At 64.0% G+C, this 18,723-nt stretch carries 11 protein-coding genes; 6 read left to right on the top strand and 5 right to left on the bottom strand.

Annotated features, from left to right (window positions below; genetic code table 11):
* Positions 1-2: 2 nt before the first annotated feature.
* From CHB64_RS11245 to CHB64_RS11235, 3 genes are read left to right on the top strand one after another with little or no spacing between them, the layout of a single operon-like run.
* Positions 3-1,511 (top strand): tryptophan 7-halogenase, encoded by a 1,509-nt coding sequence (locus CHB64_RS11245; RefSeq protein WP_089412724.1) that lies wholly within the window; start codon positions 3-5, stop codon positions 1,509-1,511.
* On the top strand, positions 1,508-3,052 hold the full coding sequence (locus CHB64_RS11240) for a tryptophan halogenase family protein (protein WP_200815345.1): 1,545 nt from the start codon (positions 1,508-1,510) through the stop codon (positions 3,050-3,052). The genes CHB64_RS11245 and CHB64_RS11240 overlap by 4 nt, the downstream gene beginning before the upstream one ends.
* Complete coding sequence (locus CHB64_RS11235) at positions 3,049-4,569, top strand: tryptophan halogenase family protein (protein WP_089412723.1); 1,521 nt, start codon at positions 3,049-3,051, stop codon at positions 4,567-4,569. The genes CHB64_RS11240 and CHB64_RS11235 overlap by 4 nt, the downstream gene beginning before the upstream one ends.
* Positions 4,570-4,577: 8 nt before the next feature.
* On the opposite strand, the gene CHB64_RS11230 is transcribed toward CHB64_RS11235, so the two are convergent.
* Positions 4,578-6,308: a glycoside hydrolase family 43 protein gene (locus CHB64_RS11230; RefSeq protein ID WP_089412722.1), complete on the bottom strand. Its 1,731-nt coding sequence runs from the start codon at positions 6,306-6,308 to the stop codon at positions 4,578-4,580.
* A gap of 119 nt (positions 6,309-6,427) precedes the next feature.
* Between CHB64_RS11230 and CHB64_RS11225 the strand changes: the two genes are divergently transcribed.
* Positions 6,428-7,564, top strand: a complete 1,137-nt coding sequence (locus CHB64_RS11225; protein ID WP_089412721.1) for an endo-1,4-beta-xylanase — start codon at positions 6,428-6,430, stop codon at positions 7,562-7,564.
* A gap of 64 nt (positions 7,565-7,628) precedes the next feature.
* On the opposite strand, the gene CHB64_RS11220 is transcribed toward CHB64_RS11225, so the two are convergent.
* Genes CHB64_RS11220 through CHB64_RS11210 form a run of 3 tightly spaced genes read right to left on the bottom strand, consistent with a single transcriptional unit; the run spans position 7,629 to position 12,901 of the window.
* Complete coding sequence (locus CHB64_RS11220) at positions 7,629-8,699, bottom strand: cupin-like domain-containing protein (RefSeq protein ID WP_089412720.1); 1,071 nt, start codon at positions 8,697-8,699, stop codon at positions 7,629-7,631.
* Positions 8,696-9,694: a sugar phosphate isomerase/epimerase family protein gene (locus CHB64_RS11215; RefSeq protein ID WP_089412719.1), complete on the bottom strand. Its 999-nt coding sequence runs from the start codon at positions 9,692-9,694 to the stop codon at positions 8,696-8,698. The genes CHB64_RS11220 and CHB64_RS11215 overlap by 4 nt, the downstream gene beginning before the upstream one ends.
* A gap of 60 nt (positions 9,695-9,754) precedes the next feature.
* On the bottom strand, positions 9,755-12,901 hold the full coding sequence (locus CHB64_RS11210) for a glucokinase (RefSeq protein ID WP_089412718.1): 3,147 nt from the start codon (positions 12,899-12,901) through the stop codon (positions 9,755-9,757).
* A 202-nt stretch (positions 12,902-13,103) separates the two neighbouring features.
* On the opposite strand from CHB64_RS11210, the gene CHB64_RS11205 reads away from it, so the two are divergent.
* Positions 13,104-14,168 (top strand): LacI family DNA-binding transcriptional regulator, encoded by a 1,065-nt coding sequence (locus tag CHB64_RS11205; protein WP_089412717.1) that lies wholly within the window; start codon positions 13,104-13,106, stop codon positions 14,166-14,168.
* Positions 14,169-14,420: 252 nt separating this feature from the next.
* The gene (locus CHB64_RS11200) at positions 14,421-16,784 is read left to right on the top strand and encodes a glycoside hydrolase family 3 N-terminal domain-containing protein (protein WP_089412716.1); all 2,364 of its coding nucleotides are present in this window, start codon (positions 14,421-14,423) and stop codon (positions 16,782-16,784) included.
* 420 nt (positions 16,785-17,204) lie between these two features.
* Here the strand turns inward: CHB64_RS11200 and CHB64_RS11195 are convergent, their stop codons facing one another.
* Entirely contained in the window at positions 17,205-18,629 is a 1,425-nt protein-coding gene (locus CHB64_RS11195) for a sugar porter family MFS transporter (RefSeq protein ID WP_089412715.1), read from the bottom strand.
* Between the last annotated feature and the right edge of the window lie 94 nt (positions 18,630-18,723).

The raw sequence follows: 18,723 nt of genomic DNA, 5'->3' as shown, positions 1-18,723 counted from the left end.
TTATGCCAAACCAATCGCACGGCGAGACGCGCAACATCGTCATCATCGGCGACGGATTCGACGCATGGCTGAGCGCAGCTTATCTTACACGCAAATTGCGCGCCGGGTATGACATTGTGGTCTGCGCGCCCCCGCGCGAAGAGATGCAAGACCACTGTGCCGTTTTCGCCGGCCCGGCGACGAGTTCATTGCACGCCGAACTCGCCGTCGACGAGCGAGACCTTCTCCGTTACTGCCGAGGAACGTTTTCGCTGGGCGCACATTTTCTGGACTGGACGAAGCCTGGAAAAGACTACGTGGTCGCCTTTGGCGCATATGGCGCGCCGATCGAAACGATTGCGTTCCATCAATGCTGGCGAAAACGTCAGCGAATCGTCAAGGGCGGAGACCGCTTCGACAGCTACTCGCTTTCTGCAACCGCCGCTCGCGCGGGGAAGTTCGCACACCCTTCACGCGATCCCGCAGATATCCGCTCGACATACAGATACGGCTATCATGTTGACGTTGAATTGTATACTGATTACATGCGTCGCTATGCGATGCATTACGGCGCAAAAAAGGCCGGGGCGCGCTATGCGAACGCCTTACTGAAGGAGCGCCGAGAGGGGATTGATGCGGTCAGGCTTGCCGACGGCGAAATCATTCCCGCCTTCCTGGCGCTTGACTGCGCCAGCGCCGCCGCTCCCCTCATCGAGGGCGCGCTGGGCGCGACCTGGACCTCCTTCCCCTCGCCTGGCGCCGTCGATAGCGTCATAACTTTCGCCGCCTCGTCGGTCGCTTCGCCCTCCATGACCCGCATCGTCGCGGCGAAGACCTGCTGGCGCATGGACATACCTTTTCAGGACGGCGCGCGCTGCATGATCGGCTATGACAGCAGGGCGGTCAGCCTCGATGCGCTGGCGCGCGAACACGGTCCGCTGGAAAATCTGGAGGCGAAGCGAATTGTCCGCGGCCGGCGCGCGCCGGCTATCGGCAACGTGGCGGCTCTTGGAGAGTCGGCCTGCCGTCTCGATCCGCTATTTTGCCCTGCGCCGGCGACGCTGATCGCCGGGCTCAAAACGCTGGTCGAGCTCTTGCCAGCTTCGCAAAGCGGCGCCGAAACGGACGAATATAACCGGATCATGAGCGACGTGTTTGAGCGGTGCAATGATTTTGTGACTTTGCAGTACTGGCTGGCGGAACAGCTTGGCCAGCATGCCTGGGCCGCCGGCGCGGAGAAAGCGCTTTCGCCCCACCTCAGGCGCAAGATCGAGCAGTTTCGCAGCCGCGGGCAGATCGTGCAATTCGATGAGGAAATCTACGATCAGGAAATGTGGATTGCGAGTTTACTCGGCGCCGGAGTAAATCCGGAACGATATGATCCGTTCGCAGACGGCTTGTCCGAAACCATGCTTGACGCCCGTCTCGCCGCGCTGCGCGAGAAAATAGCCGAGACCGTTCGCGCGATGCCGGACCAGATGATTTATCTGCGCCAGGCCCGCGCGACAGCGCCGGAAAGGTCCGGTTCATGACTGACGCCCTGTCCCGCTCTGCGATCAGGCGGATCGTCATTATCGGCGGGGGAACCGCCGGATGGATGACCGCCGCTGCGCTCTCTCGTCTGATGCGGAACGGCCATTCATCGATAACCTTGATCGAGTCCGATGAAATCGGCGCGATAGGCGTCGGCGAAGCGACAATCCCGCCGATCACCGCATTCAACAAACTGTTGGGCATTGACGAAAACGACTTCGTCGCAAAAACCCAGGCGACCTTCAAGCTCGGCATCGAGTTCGTCGACTGGACTCGGCGCGGTCATCGTTATATCCATCCTTTCGGCGAATATGGCCTTGATATAGAAGCAGTTAAATTCTATCAAATATGGCTCAAGCTTTATAGCCTGGAAGATGATATTCCGTATATTGATGAATTTAACCTCTCCGCCGTAGCGGCGAAGCTGGAGCGCTTTCTCAAGCCCAGCACTGATCCGCGATCGGTGATGTCGAGTCTGGCCTACGCTTTCCATTTCGATGCAACCCAGTACGCCGCCTATCTGCGCCGCTACGCCGAAGCGCGCGGCGTCAAGCGCATTGAAGGCAAAGTCGTCGATACGACTCTCCGCAGCGAGGACGGCTTCATCGAGGCGATCAGGCTTGAGAGCGGCGAAAAAATCGGCGGCGAGTTCTTTATTGACTGCTCGGGTTTCCGCGGCCTCCTGATCGAACAAGCCCTTCACGCTGGCTATGAAAGTTGGACGCGTTGGCTGCCTTGCGATCGTGCCGTGGCCGCGCCCAGCGAGCGCGTCCGCGATCCCATTCCCTATACGCGCGCCAGCGCGCATTCGGCGGGCTGGCGTTGGCGCATTCCGCTTCAGCATCGCACAGGCAATGGCTGCGTTTACTGCAGCGAGCATATGGACGATGAAACGGCGATGGCGCAGCTTGTCGCCGGTCTCGATTCTCCGCTAACAGGCGAGCCGCGTTATCTGAAATTCACGGCCGGACGGCGAAAGGAGTTCTGGAAGAAGAACTGCGTAGCCATCGGGCTCTCCGCCGGATTTCTCGAGCCGCTCGAGTCGACCAGCATCCATCTTATCCAGGCCGGCGTTTCGAAACTGATCGCGCTTTTTCCCGACGGCGAATTCAACCCGATAGAGCGGGACGAATACAATAGGCTGACGGCGCTTCAATTTGAGCAAATAAGAGACTTTCTGATTCTCCATTATCATGCGACAGAGCGGGATGATTCTGAGTTCTGGCGCTATACGCGCTCGATTCCGATCCCTGAAACGCTGAAAGCTAAGATCGAGCTTTTCCGTTCGAAGGGCAGAATTTTCCGTTTCCAGGATGAGCTATTTGGCGAATCTAACTGGCTGTCTGTTCTGCTGGGGCAAAATATCCGACCCCGCACATGGGATCCGTTCGTCGACGCGCTGGATTACGCCCAGATCCGCGGCCAGCTCATGCGAATGCATGCGCTCATCCGCTCGACGGCGGAGAAAATGCCCCGTCATCAAGCCTATATCGACCGCTTCTGCGCAGCAGCGAAGCCAGTCAGGGAACAGAGCAAGTGAACAACACGCGTATACGGAAAATCGTCATCGTGGGCGGCGGCACCGCCGGGTGGATGACAGCCGCGGCCTGCGCGAAAATCCTCAGAAATAACTACTGCGAAATCGAGCTTGTCGAATCCGAGCAAATCGGCTCGGTCGGCGTCGGCGAGGCCACCATCCCTCAGATCGGAACCTATAATCGTACGCTCGGGATAGAAGAAAACGAATTCGTGCGCGAAACGCGCGCCACCTTCAAACTGGGCATCGAGTTCGTTGACTGGGGCGCGCCGGGCGAGCGCTATATCCACCCCTTCGGAACTTATGGCCTCGACATGGAAGGCGTATCCTTTCACGCCTTCTTCCTAAAGGCGCATCCCGACTGGACTGCGCGCACACTGGAGCAATATTCCCTTCAAGCGCAGGCGGCCAGGCATGGCAAGTTCATGCGCCCCGTCAATGCAGGCAATTCGCCTTTAAGTAAGATTGCTTACGCTTTCCATTTCGATGCCGGCCTTTATGCGCAGTACTTGCGCCGCTACGCGCAAGCGCGCGGCGTCGCACGCCGAGAGGGAAAAATCGTCGACGCCGTGCAGAATTCGCAAACCGGTTATATCGAAGCCGTCATTCTCGAGGATGGCTGCACCGTTGAAGGCGACCTCTTCATCGATTGTTCAGGCTTTCGCGGCCTCTTGATCGATCAGAAACTCGGCGCGGGCTATATTGACTGGTCGCACTGGTTGCCGTGCGACGCTGCCGTCGCTGTCCCATGCGAAAGCGCCGGCCCGCCGACGCCCTTCACCCGATCGACGGCGCGCGAAGCCGGTTGGCAATGGCGAATTCCTCTTCAACATCGCATAGGCAACGGGCTCGTTTTCTCGCGCGGTTATATCGACGACGATAAAGCAGCCGGGATTCTGCTCGCAAACCTTGACGGCAAGCCCCTCGCCGACCCGCGTTTTCTCAACTTTACGCCGGGTCGACGAAAGCTTTTCTGGATCAAGAATTGCGTAGCCATCGGGCTCGCCGCCGGCTTCATCGAGCCGCTTGAGTCGACGAGCATCCATCTCATCCAGAGCGGCGTCGCCAAGCTCTTGCAGATGTTTCCGGACCGCCGCTTCAACCAGGCGGATATCGATCGCTACAATCGCGTCACAGCGTTCGAGTTCGAACGCATTCGCGATTTCATTATTCTTCATTACAAGGCCACGCAGCGGCGACGGCAGCCTTTCTGGGATTATGTTCGTGAAATGAACATCCCAGACTATCTACAGGACAAAATAAGGCTTTTTAAAAGCTATGGCCGCATTTTTCGTGAGAACGAAGAGCTTTTCAACGACACGAGCTGGTTCGCCGTCATGACGGGGCAGAATATCCGCCCGAATGGGTACGACCCGGTCGCGGACGTTCTATCGATTGAGGAGACGCGCGCGCGCCTCGATCATATTCGCGCGACCATCGCGACGTGCGCCGGCCACATGCCGCCGCACGAAGAATTCATCGCTCGGCATTGCGCCTTCGACGGCTTCCCATACAGATGACCTGCTATTTACGGACGGGCCGAATATTGCGCATATAATCCTAAGACGGCGCCGACGAAGCCGCCCGCCTCGCGCGTGCTGAGGATGCGCCCGTCGGCGCCGGCGAGGAGCATGCGCCATTCGCCGTCAGCGCCGGCGTATTCGAAATCGTAAAGCGCGCCGCGCGCGCGGATGCGAAGCCGGATCGCCTCGGCGCCGGCGAGCGCCGCCGAGGCGATGACCTCGCCGGCCGGCGGCGTCTCAGGTCCGGCGCGACGACGCAGCCGAACGACCGTCTTTCCGTCCCCGTCCCGCACTGCGCCCAGCGCGTAATAAAATTCGTCGTTCTGAAAAGCGGCGAGACCCGCCTCCGCCCCGCCGGCCCGCGCAAGAGAAACCTCCGTCTCGGCCAGCGCGAACAGATGCTGCTGCCGACGCGCGAGAAACGCCGGTCGGCCGAAATCGCCAAGTCCGTCCGCCTGCGCGTACAGCTTCGCCGCGCCGTTCTCCAGACGCAGCCACGGCGCGGCGGGACCGCGCAGGGAGAGCCAATAAGGCGCGAGCGCTGGAGCGTCGAACGATTCGTAGACGGAGAACGGACCCGTCGTCGGCGCCGGCGCGTCATCTGCCGACGCAGCGCCCGTGGGCGCGTCTTCCGAAGGAGGCCGCTTGACGACCATCGGAACCGGCTCGCCGGGCGGCAAAATGATCGGCCATCCCTCCCGCCATTCGACCGGCAGGAGAAAGGTCTCCCGGCCCGTGTTGTAATAATCGCCTTCATAGGGGCGCACGCCCAGAAACGCCGCATGCCAGCCGCCTTTTGCATCCTGCACGAGATCGGCGTGTCCGACCGAGGTCACGGGATTTTCGCGATTCTCGGGCAGGTCGCGCTGGGTGAGAATCGGATTTCCGTCATACGGCTCATAAGGGCCGAAGATTTCGCGCGCGCGCAGCGCGACCTGCGAATGTCCGATCGCCGTGCCGCCTTCCGCCGCGATCAGATAGTACCAGCCGCCGATCTTGTAGAGATGCGGGCCCTCGATCCAGATCGGGTTTTCTTCCGGACGCACGCCGCCGTCGATCAGAACTCTCGGCTTCGTCAGCGGCTGGAGCGTCTCGGGATCGATTCGCCTGATCCAGATCGCTCTGTGCCCGTCATACCGCGCTTCGCCCGGCGGCGCGTCGTTATTCAGCAAATAAACGGCGCCGTCCTCGTCGAAAAACAGCGACGGATCGATGCCGCCGACCTCCGGCAGCCATATCGGCTCCGACCAGGGCCCCGCCGGATCGTCAGCCGTGATGATGAAATTGTCGCCGCAATCGACGCAGGTCGTCGCAATGTAGTATTTTCCCTCATGATGCTCGATCGTCGCCGCAAAAATTCCGCGTGAAACGCCGAGTCCCGTGAAATCGACCATGCCCGGCCGGTCGATGGCGTTCGCGATCTGCCGCCACCCGACGAGATCGCGGCTGTGAAACACCGGAACGCCCGGAAACCAGGCGAAGGTCGAATTGACGAGATAATAGTCCGCGCCGACCTGGACGACGCTCGGATCGGGATAAAAGCCGGCTATCACCGGGTTTCGATATTCGTCGGCGGCCGGCTCAGGCGCGCCTTCCGCTTCGGTCCCTTCATAACGGAACCAGTCGAACGCCGCGTACGGCGCCGGCGCGGGCTCCCCGGCACCGTCGCCTCCCGCCGCGCATGCGGATAGCGCGCCGGCGGCGATCATGAGAGCCCAGGCGAGTCTGCAAGGCATGTCGTCCCCCTTATCGCATTCGTCGGCGCGGGTTGCGCCCGATATTTGATAGCGATAACATTTTAGCTTGGCGCTGAACAGACGCCGCCTTTGGCCGCCCGGAAAAGGTTTTGAACGCCATGACAAAGCATGACCGCCGCAAGATCCTTAAGCTCGCCGCGAGCGCCGCTGCGGTCGGCCCTTTGTCCCTCGCCGCCGGCGCGTGCGCGCGCAACGCGCCGGCCGGCGCAGGCGCCGACGCGACCCCTCTCAAAGACCTCGCCGCGGCCAAAGGCCTGCGCTTCGGATCGGCGATGGCCGCCCATCAGCTGAGCGATCCGCGCTATGTCGAGGTCATCCGGCGCGAATGCGGGGTCATCGTCGCGGAGAACGAGCATAAATGGTATGTCATTCATCCGCAGTCGGATCAGTGGAATTTTCAGCCGGCGGACGCGCTGGTCGACTTCGCGAAGACCGAAGGGCTCGGAATGCGCGGGCATACGCTTTTATGGCATCACCCGCGCTGGCTGCCGGACTGGGTCAACGCGCTTGAGTTCGACTCCGCGGCGCAAGCCGAAGCCATGCTCGGCGATTACGTGACCCGCGTCGCCAGCCGCTATCACCCGTTCATCTATTCATGGGACGTCGTCAACGAAGCCGTCGACGACAAGACCGGCGCCTTGCGCGAAACCGCCTTCTCCCGGGCCATGGGACCGGAAGCGATCGACTTCTGCTTCCATAAGGCGAAAGAAGCCGCCCCCGACGCGACGCTCGCCTATAACGACTATATGAGCTGGGAAAGCGGCAACGAGAACCATCGCAAGGGCGTTCTGAAGCTGCTTGAACGGCTGGTGAAGAACGGCGTTCCCATCGATGCGCTCGGCGTCCAGAGCCATTCGAATTATGACATGCCGGACGCCTTCACGCCGGAGAAGCAGCGCGCCTGGCGCGAATTCGTCGATGAAGTCGTCGCGATGGGCCTCGACGTTTATCTGACGGAGTTCGACGTCAACGACACCGACCTCCCGCCCGACGTCGAAACGCGCGACCGGCTTATGGCCGGCTATGCGAAGGACTATCTCGACATGATGCTGAGCTATGAGCAGACCAAGGATCTGCTGGTCTGGGGCATGGTCGACTCCTACAGCTGGCTGCAGGATTTTCTGCCTCGCGAGGACGGTGTTCCCAAGCGGCCCACGCTCTATGACGCGGCGTATCGCCCGAAACCCCTGCGCGAGGCGGTCGCCGCCGCGCTTCGGGCCGCGCCGGCGCGCTGACGGCGAAAGCCGCTCGCTTGCCTACGCCCGCCGAGCGACGAAGGTCCGTGCACGCAGCATAAGTCTACGGCTTCTCGGCCGGGCGCCGCTGGCGCTCGTCCGGCCTTGCGGAGCGCGCGAGCGCGCCGGCGAGCATCGCGCGCATCTGCGCAAGCCGTTCCGGCGTGGGTTCGCCCAGCACCCCCCGGCGCGCGGGCGGCAGATGCGCGGCCGGATCGCCATGGGTTTCGAAGACGTAGTAATCGAGCACCGCGCGCCAGACCGCGCGCTGCCGGGGCGGCAGCGCGCGCAGGGCGATCAGCGCATGAAGAAGACAGTCGCGCGGCGAGCCCGCATCGGGCCGCGAGCCGCTCCACCAGCAGTTCACCAGCACGTTGAATGGATCGAGCGACTCGACATGATGCCACCAGTGATAGGGAATATAGAGCGCGTCGCCCGGTCCAAGCTCGGCGACCTCGGCGCTGGCGATCGCGTCGCGGAATTTCGGATAGCGTTCGAAATCGGGCTCGTCGAGCCGGACCATGCTCACCGGCGGACCCGAAAGGGTGAATTCGAGCGGGCCGGGATAAAGGCTGACGATCTGCTCGGGCGGAAAAAGCGTGAAGCGTTTGCGCCCTGCGACGACGCAGGCGATGTTCTCGGACAGGTCGAAATGGGTTTGCACCGTGACGGCGTTGCCGATCCAGATGCGCGGCGCGACGGTCCCGTCAAGAAGGGAAACCCGGTTCTCCTCGCCGAACTGCGGAAGATAGTCGTCGATCGGCGCGGACTGGATATAAAGCGCAGGCGGCGACGCCTCGCCTATGAAGGACAACAGCTTGTCCACGGCGGCGACGAAATTCGCCTGCCTACGGACGAAATTGACGCCGCCGAGCTCGTCCCGATAAAAGAAATAGCCCCTGATCGACGGCGGCCCGAGCAGTATCTCGACAGGCCTGTCGCTGCTGAACCTTTTTATGTAATCGGCGAGCGCCTGAGGCGAGCGCTTTCCCAGGCGCGTCGCCGGCCAGTCGTCCGCGAGCCCTTTCAGCACGACAGGCCTGTTTCCCGGAACGATCTCCCGTTCGAACAGCGCCCGGTCGACATTCTCCCGGACCGGCGTCGTCCCGGCGCCGAGGCGGCGCAGATCCGTCATCGCTCGCTCTCCAGCGATCGCGCCCGGTCCGCGCGCGCGCCGGCGTCTTCGAGGATGCGCGTCATCGCCGCCAGGCCCTGCTCGGCCGTGCGGAACGGCGCCGGGGCGTCGTCCCGTTCGACGAAACAATGTTTGATCCCCGCCGTAGCGCGGTCTGCGAGCGCGCCTGCGAAGTCGATGACGCCCTCGCCGATGTCGGTCATGTTCCCTTTCCGATCCATGTCCTTGACATGGCACAGAGGAAAGCGGGCCGGCGCCTTTTCAAGAAGACCCAGAATGTTCTGGCCCGCCTTGCGCGCCCAATAGAAGTCAAGCTCGAAGGATACGAGATCCGGATCGGCGCGTTCGAGAAGAACGTCATAAGGGACGACGCCGCCGATCGGATGGAACTCGAAGTCGTGATTATGCCAGGCGAAGCGCAGGCCGGCCGCGCGGCATCGCTCTGCGACATGATTGCACGTCTCGGCCCACGCCTTGTACTGATCGATCGTGCGGCGGTCTTCCGGGCGAAGCCATCCGAGCACGACGAATTCGTGGCCGATCTGCGCCGCCGCGTCGATGAGCGGTCCCGGATCGTCGCGCAGAAGGCGCGCGTCCATGTGCGCGCTCGGCGCGGCGAGGCCGAGATGGGACAAGAGCGTCCTGAGCGCGCCTGGCGCCATGCCGAAATAGCCGGCGAATTCGACATGCCTGTACCCGATCTCGGCGACGCGCCGGAGCGCCGCCGGCGCGTCCTCGCTCATGGCGCGGCGAATGGTGTAAAGCTGAAGGCCGATCGCGCGCGCCCTCTCGCCGGCGCGGAGGGGCCCGCACGCCGTCGCCGCCGCCAGTCCCGCCGCGCCGGCGATGAAGCTCCGTCTCGACAGCGACGCCTCCTTCCTGATCTGCGGCTTGTGATGCAATGTCCGCTCCCTGCGCGGCTGTTCGGCGCGCGCGCCGCGGACGGCCGTGAAGGCCGGCCCGGCGCCGCCGGCGATTGCGAAACGCTTTTTCATTATGATCCGGCCGGACGCGGCCTGTCCATGACCGGACGGCCGCGGGCGCGGCGGCGGGCGCTAGGCGCAGTGCCGCCTGATCGCCGCCTCCAGCGCCTCCTGCCGGATCGGCTTGGCGAGATAGTCGTTCATCCCGCTTTCGGCGCATTTGGCGCGATCTTCCGGCATGGCGTGGGCCGTCACGCCGATGATGGGAACGCCGGCCGGCCGGCCTTGCGCCTTCTCGATCTCGCGGATCTTGCGCGTGGCGGCGTAGCCGTCGAGATTGGGCATGGAAACGTCCATGAGAATGAGGTCGGGCGGCCCGTTCATGTATTCCGCCACCGCCTTCTCGCCGTCCTCCAGCTCGACAAGTTCGTAGCCGGAGTTTTTCAGCATCTCGCCGACGACCCTTCGGTTGACGAGATTGTCCTCGACCACGAAGACCTTGATCTTCCTGCCGCCCTCGTCGGCTTGCGGCGGCTGCGCCGCCCCGTTCCCGCACGGCGCGGCGTGCGCCGGCGCAACGGCTTTGGCGGCGGGACGCGCGGGCTCCGCTTCATCGTCGACCGCGACGGTTTCAGCGCTTTCCGGCGCGCGGCCCGCCTGCTTTTGCTCCTGCGCCGGCGCGGATTCGGCGGGCCGGGGCACGAAGCCGCCGGACAGCGCGCGGCGAATGTTCTCCAGAAGCTGGGCGGCGCGCGCCGGCTTCACCAGATAGCCGGCGAAATCCTCATAAACGCGATCGTCCGTATCGCCGACATGGCCGACGGACGTCAGCAGCACCAGAGGCGTCGCCGAAAGGTGCGGATGCGTCTTGATCCGCCGGGCGAGGGCGAGGCCGTCCATCTCCGGCATCTGGTAATCGAGAACGGCGAGGTCGACGGGGGCGCCCGCGCGCCTTTCGCCCAGGAGCGTCGCAAGAGCCTCCTCGCCGCCCGCCGCCGACAGCGGCGTCATGCCCCAACCCTGCAGCTGCTCGCACAGAATCTGTCTGTTGACCTCCTGATCGTCGACGACCAGAACGCGCGCGCCGGACACGTCCACAGGATCGATCTCGGCGCAGCACGGATCGTCCTCCTGATGATCGTGAACCGGCAGCGCAAGATCGATGCGGAAGGTCGTCCCCTCTCCGACGGCGCTTTCGGCCCTGACCGCCCCGCCCATCGCCTCGACGATGCGCTTCGTGATGGCCAGGCCGAGGCCCGTGCCCTGATGGGCGCGGGTGGCGGACCCGTCCGCCTGCTCGAACATGTCGAACACGGTCTCGATCTTTTCCGGCGGGATGCCGCAGCCAGTGTCCTTGACCGCGATCGCGAGTCTGGCGCGCCCGCCTTCGCGGGCCCCGGCCACGTCGATGAGAATATGGCCCTTGTCGGTGAACTTGACCGCATTGCCGACGATATTGGTGAGCACCTGACGCAGCCGGCCCGCATCGCCGATAAGGTTCGCCGGCGTTCCCGGCGCGACGCGGACCATCAGCTCCACGTCCTTCTTCTCCACATGGGCGGCGAACATCGCCGCCACGTCCTCGATCGTCGTGCGCAGATCGAACGGATCCTCCTTCAGCCGCAGCTTGCCCGCCTCGATCTTCGAGAAATCGAGGATGTCGTTGATGACGGTAAGCAGGCTGTTCCCGGATTTGATGATGACGTCGAGGATCTCGGCCTGGGATTCGCTGAGCGGCGTGCGCTGAAGAACGTCGGCCATGCCGAGAACGCCGTTGAGCGGGGTGCGGATTTCATGGCTCATATTGGCGAGGAATTCGGACTTGGCGCGGCTCGCCGCATCCGACTTCATCTTCGCCTCGCGCAGATTCGCCGCCAAACCTTCGAGCTCTCTCGTTCTCGCATCCCGCTCGGTGTAATCGGTCTCGATGATGATGAAGCCGCCCCCTTCGCGCGGCTCGGCGCGCGCGTGCAGAAGCCGGCCCCCGAACGTCATGCGCGCGAATTCGAAGCGTTCTCCCGCCTTCATCTTCTCGACGATCCCGTCGACGCACTGGCGCGCCTCGCCGAGGCCGAGCTGGCCGGCTTCGGCGAGCGCGCGAAGATAGGCTTCCGCGGACTGCCCGGCCCGGGCCGCGCCGGGCGCGCCCGGCTGGTTGTACCAGGGCTGGCCGGTGCAGGCGACGATGGTGAGGTCAGGGCCGACGATCGTGATCGACTGGTCGATAGCGGCGGTGATCTCCTCCAGGAGCTTTTCGGGATTATCCGTTCCCTTCGCCCGTCGCCGTTGGGCCTCCATCCGTTTGGAGATGAGCCGCGCCAGGCCGATGAGGCGCGCGCTCGGATTCGAGACGACATAAGTCGGAATGCGTCCGACGAAGTCCGTAAACGACCCTTTTCTCTGAAAGGTCTCTCTGAACCGGTCATGCGGCATGATTTCGGCGACGCCGTTCAGGATTTCGCCGCATATGAAAAGGCCGTCGACGGCGCACAGATTGAGCGCCACGTCCCCGGCCGCCGACGCGAGCATGTCGAAATAGAGGTCGAGCGCCTTCCGGCAGGTCTCCTCCGCGCCGGTCTTGCCGTAAAGAACGATCTCCAGCGGGCTCAGCTTGGCGTCGAAGTCGCCGTTCGCCGCACAAAGCGCGGTATAGATAGCGCGAATCCCGTCCGAGGCGAGAATCATCTCCTTGCTGACATGCGGCTCGCGTTTCAACATCTCGGCGAGGATGCGCATCTCCTCCGGCGTCTGGGGCGCGTAGCCGGAATGTCCGCCCTCGGAATCGACGACGGCGAACGCGCCGCCTTCTCCTACGAGCGCCGCGATGCCGAGCCCGTAACGCAGGCTCATCACGCTATAACGTCCTTCGGGCGAGACGCTGAATCCCTGCTCCTCGCGCCCTATGGATTTCACGTCGTGCGGGCCGAGCCAGGGCAGCGAGGAAGCCACCGCGCTCGTATCGTTGACGAACACGACGTCGGCGAAGCCGAACCCGTCGCGCAGCACCCGCCTGTCCACCGTCCACTGCGGCGACGGCAGCCGAATCACGTCCCGCGTCACCGGCTGGGCGAGCGAAAGCCCCAGAACTTCCGGCGTTTCATCCCCGAGGAGCGAGAGGTAATGGCGCAACAACGCCGCCAAAGACGGGAACTCGGACGAGGAGAACCGGGCGTTGTGCGCGAAGCTCGGCCGCTCGCCCGCGGTCTCGCGCATGAGCGCGAGGCGGCACTCGTCATGGCCGACATCCGCCAGCAGAGCGGAAGAGAAGTCGGTCGACATCAGGCGCTCCCCCTGATTATTGTCAGCGTTGTTGGCGCTACCGTCGATTATTAAGCAAACACGTTAAAACTATTCTACCGGCGGCCTTCGCGGGCCGGGCCGCCCCCAGCGCACGCGGCGATTCGGCCGAAAAAACCGGTACCGATGTTCTGCGACGCGCCGTATTAAGGGGGCCGATGATTCCGTAGCAGGCGATCGCGCGATGGAAGAAAACTCTAAACGCGGCAACAAGCGCCAGGGCGTGACGATCAAGGAAGTGGCCGAGCGGGCGGGCGTGTCGCAGATGACCGTCTCGCGCGTGCTCAACAAGAAGGCGGTGGTGAAGGCCTCGACCCGGGAAAAGGTCGAGGCGGCCATCGCGGAGCTCAACTACCGGCCGAACATGCTGGCGCGGGGACTCGCCGGCGGCAAATCCTTTCTGATCGGCTTTTTGTACCACAATCCCAGCTATGGATATCTCAACGAGTTCCTCAACGGCGCGCTCGACGAGTGCCGCGAGCTCGGCCATCATCTCGTCGTCGAAGCCATCGACGTCGCCGCGCTGGAGTCCGAGCCTTCCCGTTACGCCGAACTCGTCAGGCGGATCGGGGTCGACGGCCTGATCGTCAACCCGCCCCTCAGCGACAATCACGAGCTCATTACGGCCCTGCGCCAGATCGGCCTGCCTTTCGTGCGCATCGCGCATGGGGATCTTTCCTGCGCGGATCTGAGCGTCGTCATCAATGACGCCGACGCCGCGAAGATCATGACCCTGCATCTCATCGCGCAGGGCCACCGGCGCATCGCCTTCATTTTGGGCGCGCGCAACCAGACGTCGAGCGCCATGCGCCTCGCCGGATTCAAGGCGGCGATGGCCAGGCGCAAGCTGCATATCGACCGGAACTACATCGCCAGCGGCGATTACACCTTTCAGTCCGGCGTGGAGGCGGCCCGTCAGCTTCTCTCCCTCGCCGAGCCGCCGACCGCCATTTTCGCCAGCAATGACGAGATGGCCGCCGGCGTGATCGCCGCCGCGCACCAGCGCGGCCTGCGCCTTCCGGACGAACTCTCGGTCGCGGGCTTCGACGATACCGCGCTTGCAGAAGTCGTGTGCCCCCGCCTCACCACCATCCGGCAACCGGTCGCCGACATGGCGCGAAAATCGGTTTCCCTACTGACGGATTGTCTGATTCACGGCGAGGTGGAGCTGGCCGAGCGCCTGCACATTCTCGACGTCGCGCTCATCGAGCGGGAATCCGTCGCGCCGCCCAGCGGGATCAGGGATTAGGGATTAGGGACGAAGCGCCGTCGTCCCGGGCGCGGCGCGGCATGAAATGACGCGCTGCAGGCCCGGAACCGCGCTCGACCCGCTCCATCGGCGTCACTGATCCGGGATCACGGGAGAAACGCGCCGCGCGGCCGTGCGCGGCGCGTCGATTCCGTCGCCCGGAAGGCGCCGACGTTCATTTTACTTTGACGGCGGCCGCGCCCGCCGCTAATGTTAGCCCTAACATCAAGAGGTCAGGGAGGGTCGGTTCCAATGAAATTCTTCACCCCGGCGCGCGCGCCGCTGGCTGCGGCGGCGCTGACGTTCGCCACCGTCGCGTCGGCGGCGGCCCAGGAGGAGAAAACGCCGCTCTACAAGAATCCCGAAGCGCCGGTGGAGGCGCGCGTCGACGACCTTCTCGCCCGCATGACCTTGGAGGAGAAGATCGCGCAGATCACGACGGTCTGGACGCGCAAGACCGAGCTCTTCGACGAGACCGGGGCGTTCGACCCGGAAAAGGCGAAGGTCCTCTATCCAGCCGGAATCGGCCATTTCGCGCGCCCGAACGACCTTCAGGGGCCGTCGAGCCCGCTGGAGAAGCCTTTCCGCGACGCGCGCGAAACGGTCGCGCTGGTCAACGCCGTCCAGCGCTACGCCGTCGAGGAAACCCGGCTCGGCATTCCGGTTCTCTTCCATGAGGAAGGCCTTCACGGCTACGCCGCGCGCGGCGCAACCTCCTTCCCGCAGGCGATCGCGCTCGCCTCGACCTGGGACCCGGAGCTCATCGAGAAGGTCTATTCGATCGCAGCGCGGGAAATCCGCGCGCGCGGCGCGCATCTCGTGCTCTCGCCCGTGGTCGACGTCGCCCGCGATCCGCGCTGGGGCCGCATCGAGGAAACCTACGGAGAAGACCCCTACCTCGTCAGCGAGCTCGGCGTCGCCGCGATCAAGGGTTTTCAGGGCGACGCCCTTCCGCTCGCCGAGGACAAGGTGTTCGCCACGCTGAAGCACATGACCGGGCACGGACAGCCGGAAAGCGGCACGAATGTCGGTCCGGCCAATCTCTCCGAAAGGCTGCTGCGCGAAATCTTCTTTCCACCTTTCGAGCAAGCCGTGAAACGCACGAACATTCTTTCCGTCATGGCGTCCTATAACGAGATCGACGGCGTTCCCTCGCACGCCAACGGCTGGCTGCTGAACGACGTGCTGCGCGGCGAATGGGGATTCAAGGGCGGCGTGGTCAGCGATTACTGGGGAATCGACGATCTGCAACGCCTGCATTTCGTCGAGCCGGATCTTGAAAGCGCGGCCGTGCGCGCGCTCAAGTCGGGCGTCGATTTCGACCTGCCCGACGGCCAGGCCTTCGCGCTGCTTCCCGACGCCCTCAAAAAGGGCCGCGTGAGCCAGGCCGAGATCGACCGCGCCGTGCGCCGGATGCTGAAGATCAAGTTTCTGGCCGGCCTGTTCGAGAACCCTTACGCCGACGCCGATTACGCCGAAGCGATCACCGACAATGAGGAGGCGCGCGCCCTCGCCGAGGAGGCCGCGCGCAAGGCGATCGTGCTTCTCAAGAACGACGGCGTGCTGCCTCTGGCGAAGGAATCGCTCAGGCGTCTCGCCGTGATCGGACCGAATGCGGACGCGGTTCGGCTCGGCGGCTATTCGGACGTGCCCACGAGGGTGATCACGATCCTCGACGGCATACGGGCCCATATCGGAGAGGAGGTGGAGATTCTCCACCATGAAGGCGTGAAGATCGTCGAGCGCGGCGATTGGTGGTCGGACGAGGTCGTTCTCGCCGACCGCGAGGAGAACCTGAAACGCATCAGGGAGGCGAAGAAGGTCGCCAAAAAAGCCGACGCCGTCGTTCTCGTGATCGGCGGAACCGAAGCCACGAGCCGCGAAGGGTGGTCTGCGGATCATCTCGGCGATCGCTCGGATATCGAGCTGGTCGGCGAGCAGAAAGAGCTGGCCGAGGCGATGTTCTCTCTCGGCAAGCCGGTCGTCGTGGTGCTGATCAACGGCAAGCCGCTCGGCGTCGAAGACGTCGCCGCGCGCGCGAACGCCCTCGTGGAAGGGTGGTATCTCGGCCAGGAAGGCGGAACCGCCATGGCCCAGGTTCTTTTCGGCGACTACAACCCCGGCGGCAAACTGCCGGTCACCATTCCGCGCCATGCGGGGCAATTGCCCCTCGTCTATAACCGCAAGCCCAGCGCGCTGCGCGGCTATCTCTTCGACACGACAGAACCGCTCTATCCGTTCGGCTACGGACTCAGTTACACGACGTTCGAGATCAGCGCGCCGAGGCTGACGGCGCCCGAGATCGACGCGGACGGCGAAACCGAAGTCGTCGTAAGCGTCGCCAATACCGGCGAGCGGGCCGGCGACGAGGTCGTCCAGCTCTACATCCGCGACCGCGTGAGCTCGGTGACGCGTCCCGTCAAGGAGCTGCGCGGCTTCAGGCGCGTAACGCTGCAGCCTGGCGAGAGGAAGGAAGTCCGCTTCGTCATCGGCCCCGAACATCTGCGGTTCTGGAACAAGGACATGAAGCGGGTCGTCGAGCCCGGCGAATTCGAGATCATGGTCGGCCCGAATTCGCAGGACCTCAAGACCGCCGTGCTGACCGTCCGCGGCTAGCACGGACGCGCGCGGGGCGAAACGGCCTCCTCTTCCTCCTCCCCCGTTTCGCCCCGCGCTTCATCATCGCGCCGGGAAATCGCGCTTCCGCGCGCCGCAGGAACGCGGCAGGGGGGGGGTAACGTATACGAATTAAATCAGCCGGCGGAGATATGGCTCATGACGCCGGGGCGCCGATTCCGGCCTCTCCCTGATAGGGAGAAGACATGCTCCGCACATGCTACATCGGCCGGAATCGGCCCAAGATTATATAAGGCGCGTACGGACCTCCGTTTCTCCTCAAAGGAAAGAAGGGAGCGATGCGCGCGCGGGGACAGGCCGGCCAGACAGAGATCAGGAGCCATTCGCCGCATCGCCGGGCGCGATCCGGCCGGGAGCCGCGGCGCGCGGAGCGACAAAGCCGCCCGCGCGCCGCTTCGCTCAGCCTTTCATCTCTTCGAGCTCGAGCCCCTTGGTCTCGCGCACCATTCTGATGACGAACCAGACCGAGACCACGGCGAAGAACGTATAGATGCCGTAGGCGCCCGCGAGGCCGATCGCAGCGAGCAACATCGGAAACGTCCAGGTGATCATGAAGTTCGAGCCCCATTGGGCGAGGCCCGCGACGGCGAGGCCCGAGCCGCGGATCTGGTTGGGGAACATCTCGCCCAGCATGACCCACATCACAGGGCCCCAGGAGAAATTGAAGAAGACGACGTAGACGTTCGCGGCGACGAGCGCGAGCACGCCCATGTCGGAGTCGAGGCGAAGATTGCCGTTCTCCATCAGCTCGCCCGTCGAGAAGGCGTAGGCCGCCAGGGCGAGCGTGACGGCCATGCCGACCGAACCGATGATCAGCATGGGCTTGCGGCCGATCTTGTCGATGACGAGCAGCGCCACGATGACCGCGCCGATCGAAAGCGCGCCGGAGAGCACGTTGGTCAGCAGCGCGTCGTTTTCGGTGAAGCCGGCCGCCTGCCACAGCACCGCGCCGTAATAGAAGATGACGTTGATGCCGACGAGCTGCTGGAAGGTCGCCAGGCCGATCCCGACCCAGACGATGGTGCGCACGCGCTTGGTCGAAGAGTCGATAAGATCGGAAAAGCGCGGGCGGTGATGGTCGGCGGCGAGCGAGGCCTCGATCTCGGCGACCTTCTGCGCGGCGGCGGTCGGCCCGACCAGCCGCGTCAAGACCGCAAGCGCCTGCTCCTTGCGGCCCTTGAGCACCAGAAAGCGCGGGCTCTCGGGAATGGCGAACAGAGCGAAGAAGAAGATCGACGCCGGGACGAGCTCCATCCAGAACATCCAGCGCCAGGTGGCGAAGCCGAACCAGAAGTCTTGCGTCGAGCCGCCCGCCGCGCTCGCCAGCAGATAGTTGGACAGGAACGAAAAGAACAGGCCGGCGATGATCGCGATCTGCTGGATCGTCGCGAGACGGCCGCGAACACGCGCGGGCGCGACCTCGCTGATATAGGCCGGCGCGAGCACGCTCGCCGCGCCGACCGCAAGGCCGCCGAGCACCCGATAGATGACGAATTCGAGCGAGCCGTTCGCGACCCCCGATCCCCAGGCGCTGACGATGAAAAACACCGCGGCCACGATCAGAACGTTCCGCCGGCCGAGAATATCGGCGAGGCGTCCGGCCGTGAACGCGCCGACCGCGCAGCCGAGCAGCATCGAGGCGACGTTGAATCCCGTGCCGACGCTGTCGGAGTTGAACGCCTTTTGCAGCCCCTCGACCGTGCCGTTGATGACGCCGCTGTCGAAACCGAAAAGAAATCCGCCGATCGTCGCGACGCAGCTGATCAGAAGCACGAACGCGAAGTCGCCTTCGCCCTTCGCCGCGGCCGCGCCAGAGGCTGTCATAGTGACTGACAATGCACCCTCCCGTGTAATCCTTTGATTCTTGACAGGATTGTTATTGCGCCGCCAGGCGGCGGCCAGGCAGATGTTAGGGCTA

Source organism: Amphiplicatus metriothermophilus (assembly GCF_900199215.1).
In the GTDB taxonomy this organism is placed as follows: Bacteria; Pseudomonadota; Alphaproteobacteria; order Caulobacterales; family Parvularculaceae; genus Amphiplicatus; species Amphiplicatus metriothermophilus.
The sequence above is the reverse complement of the archived record's forward strand: the minus strand, read 5'-3'. Positions and strand labels throughout refer to the sequence as shown.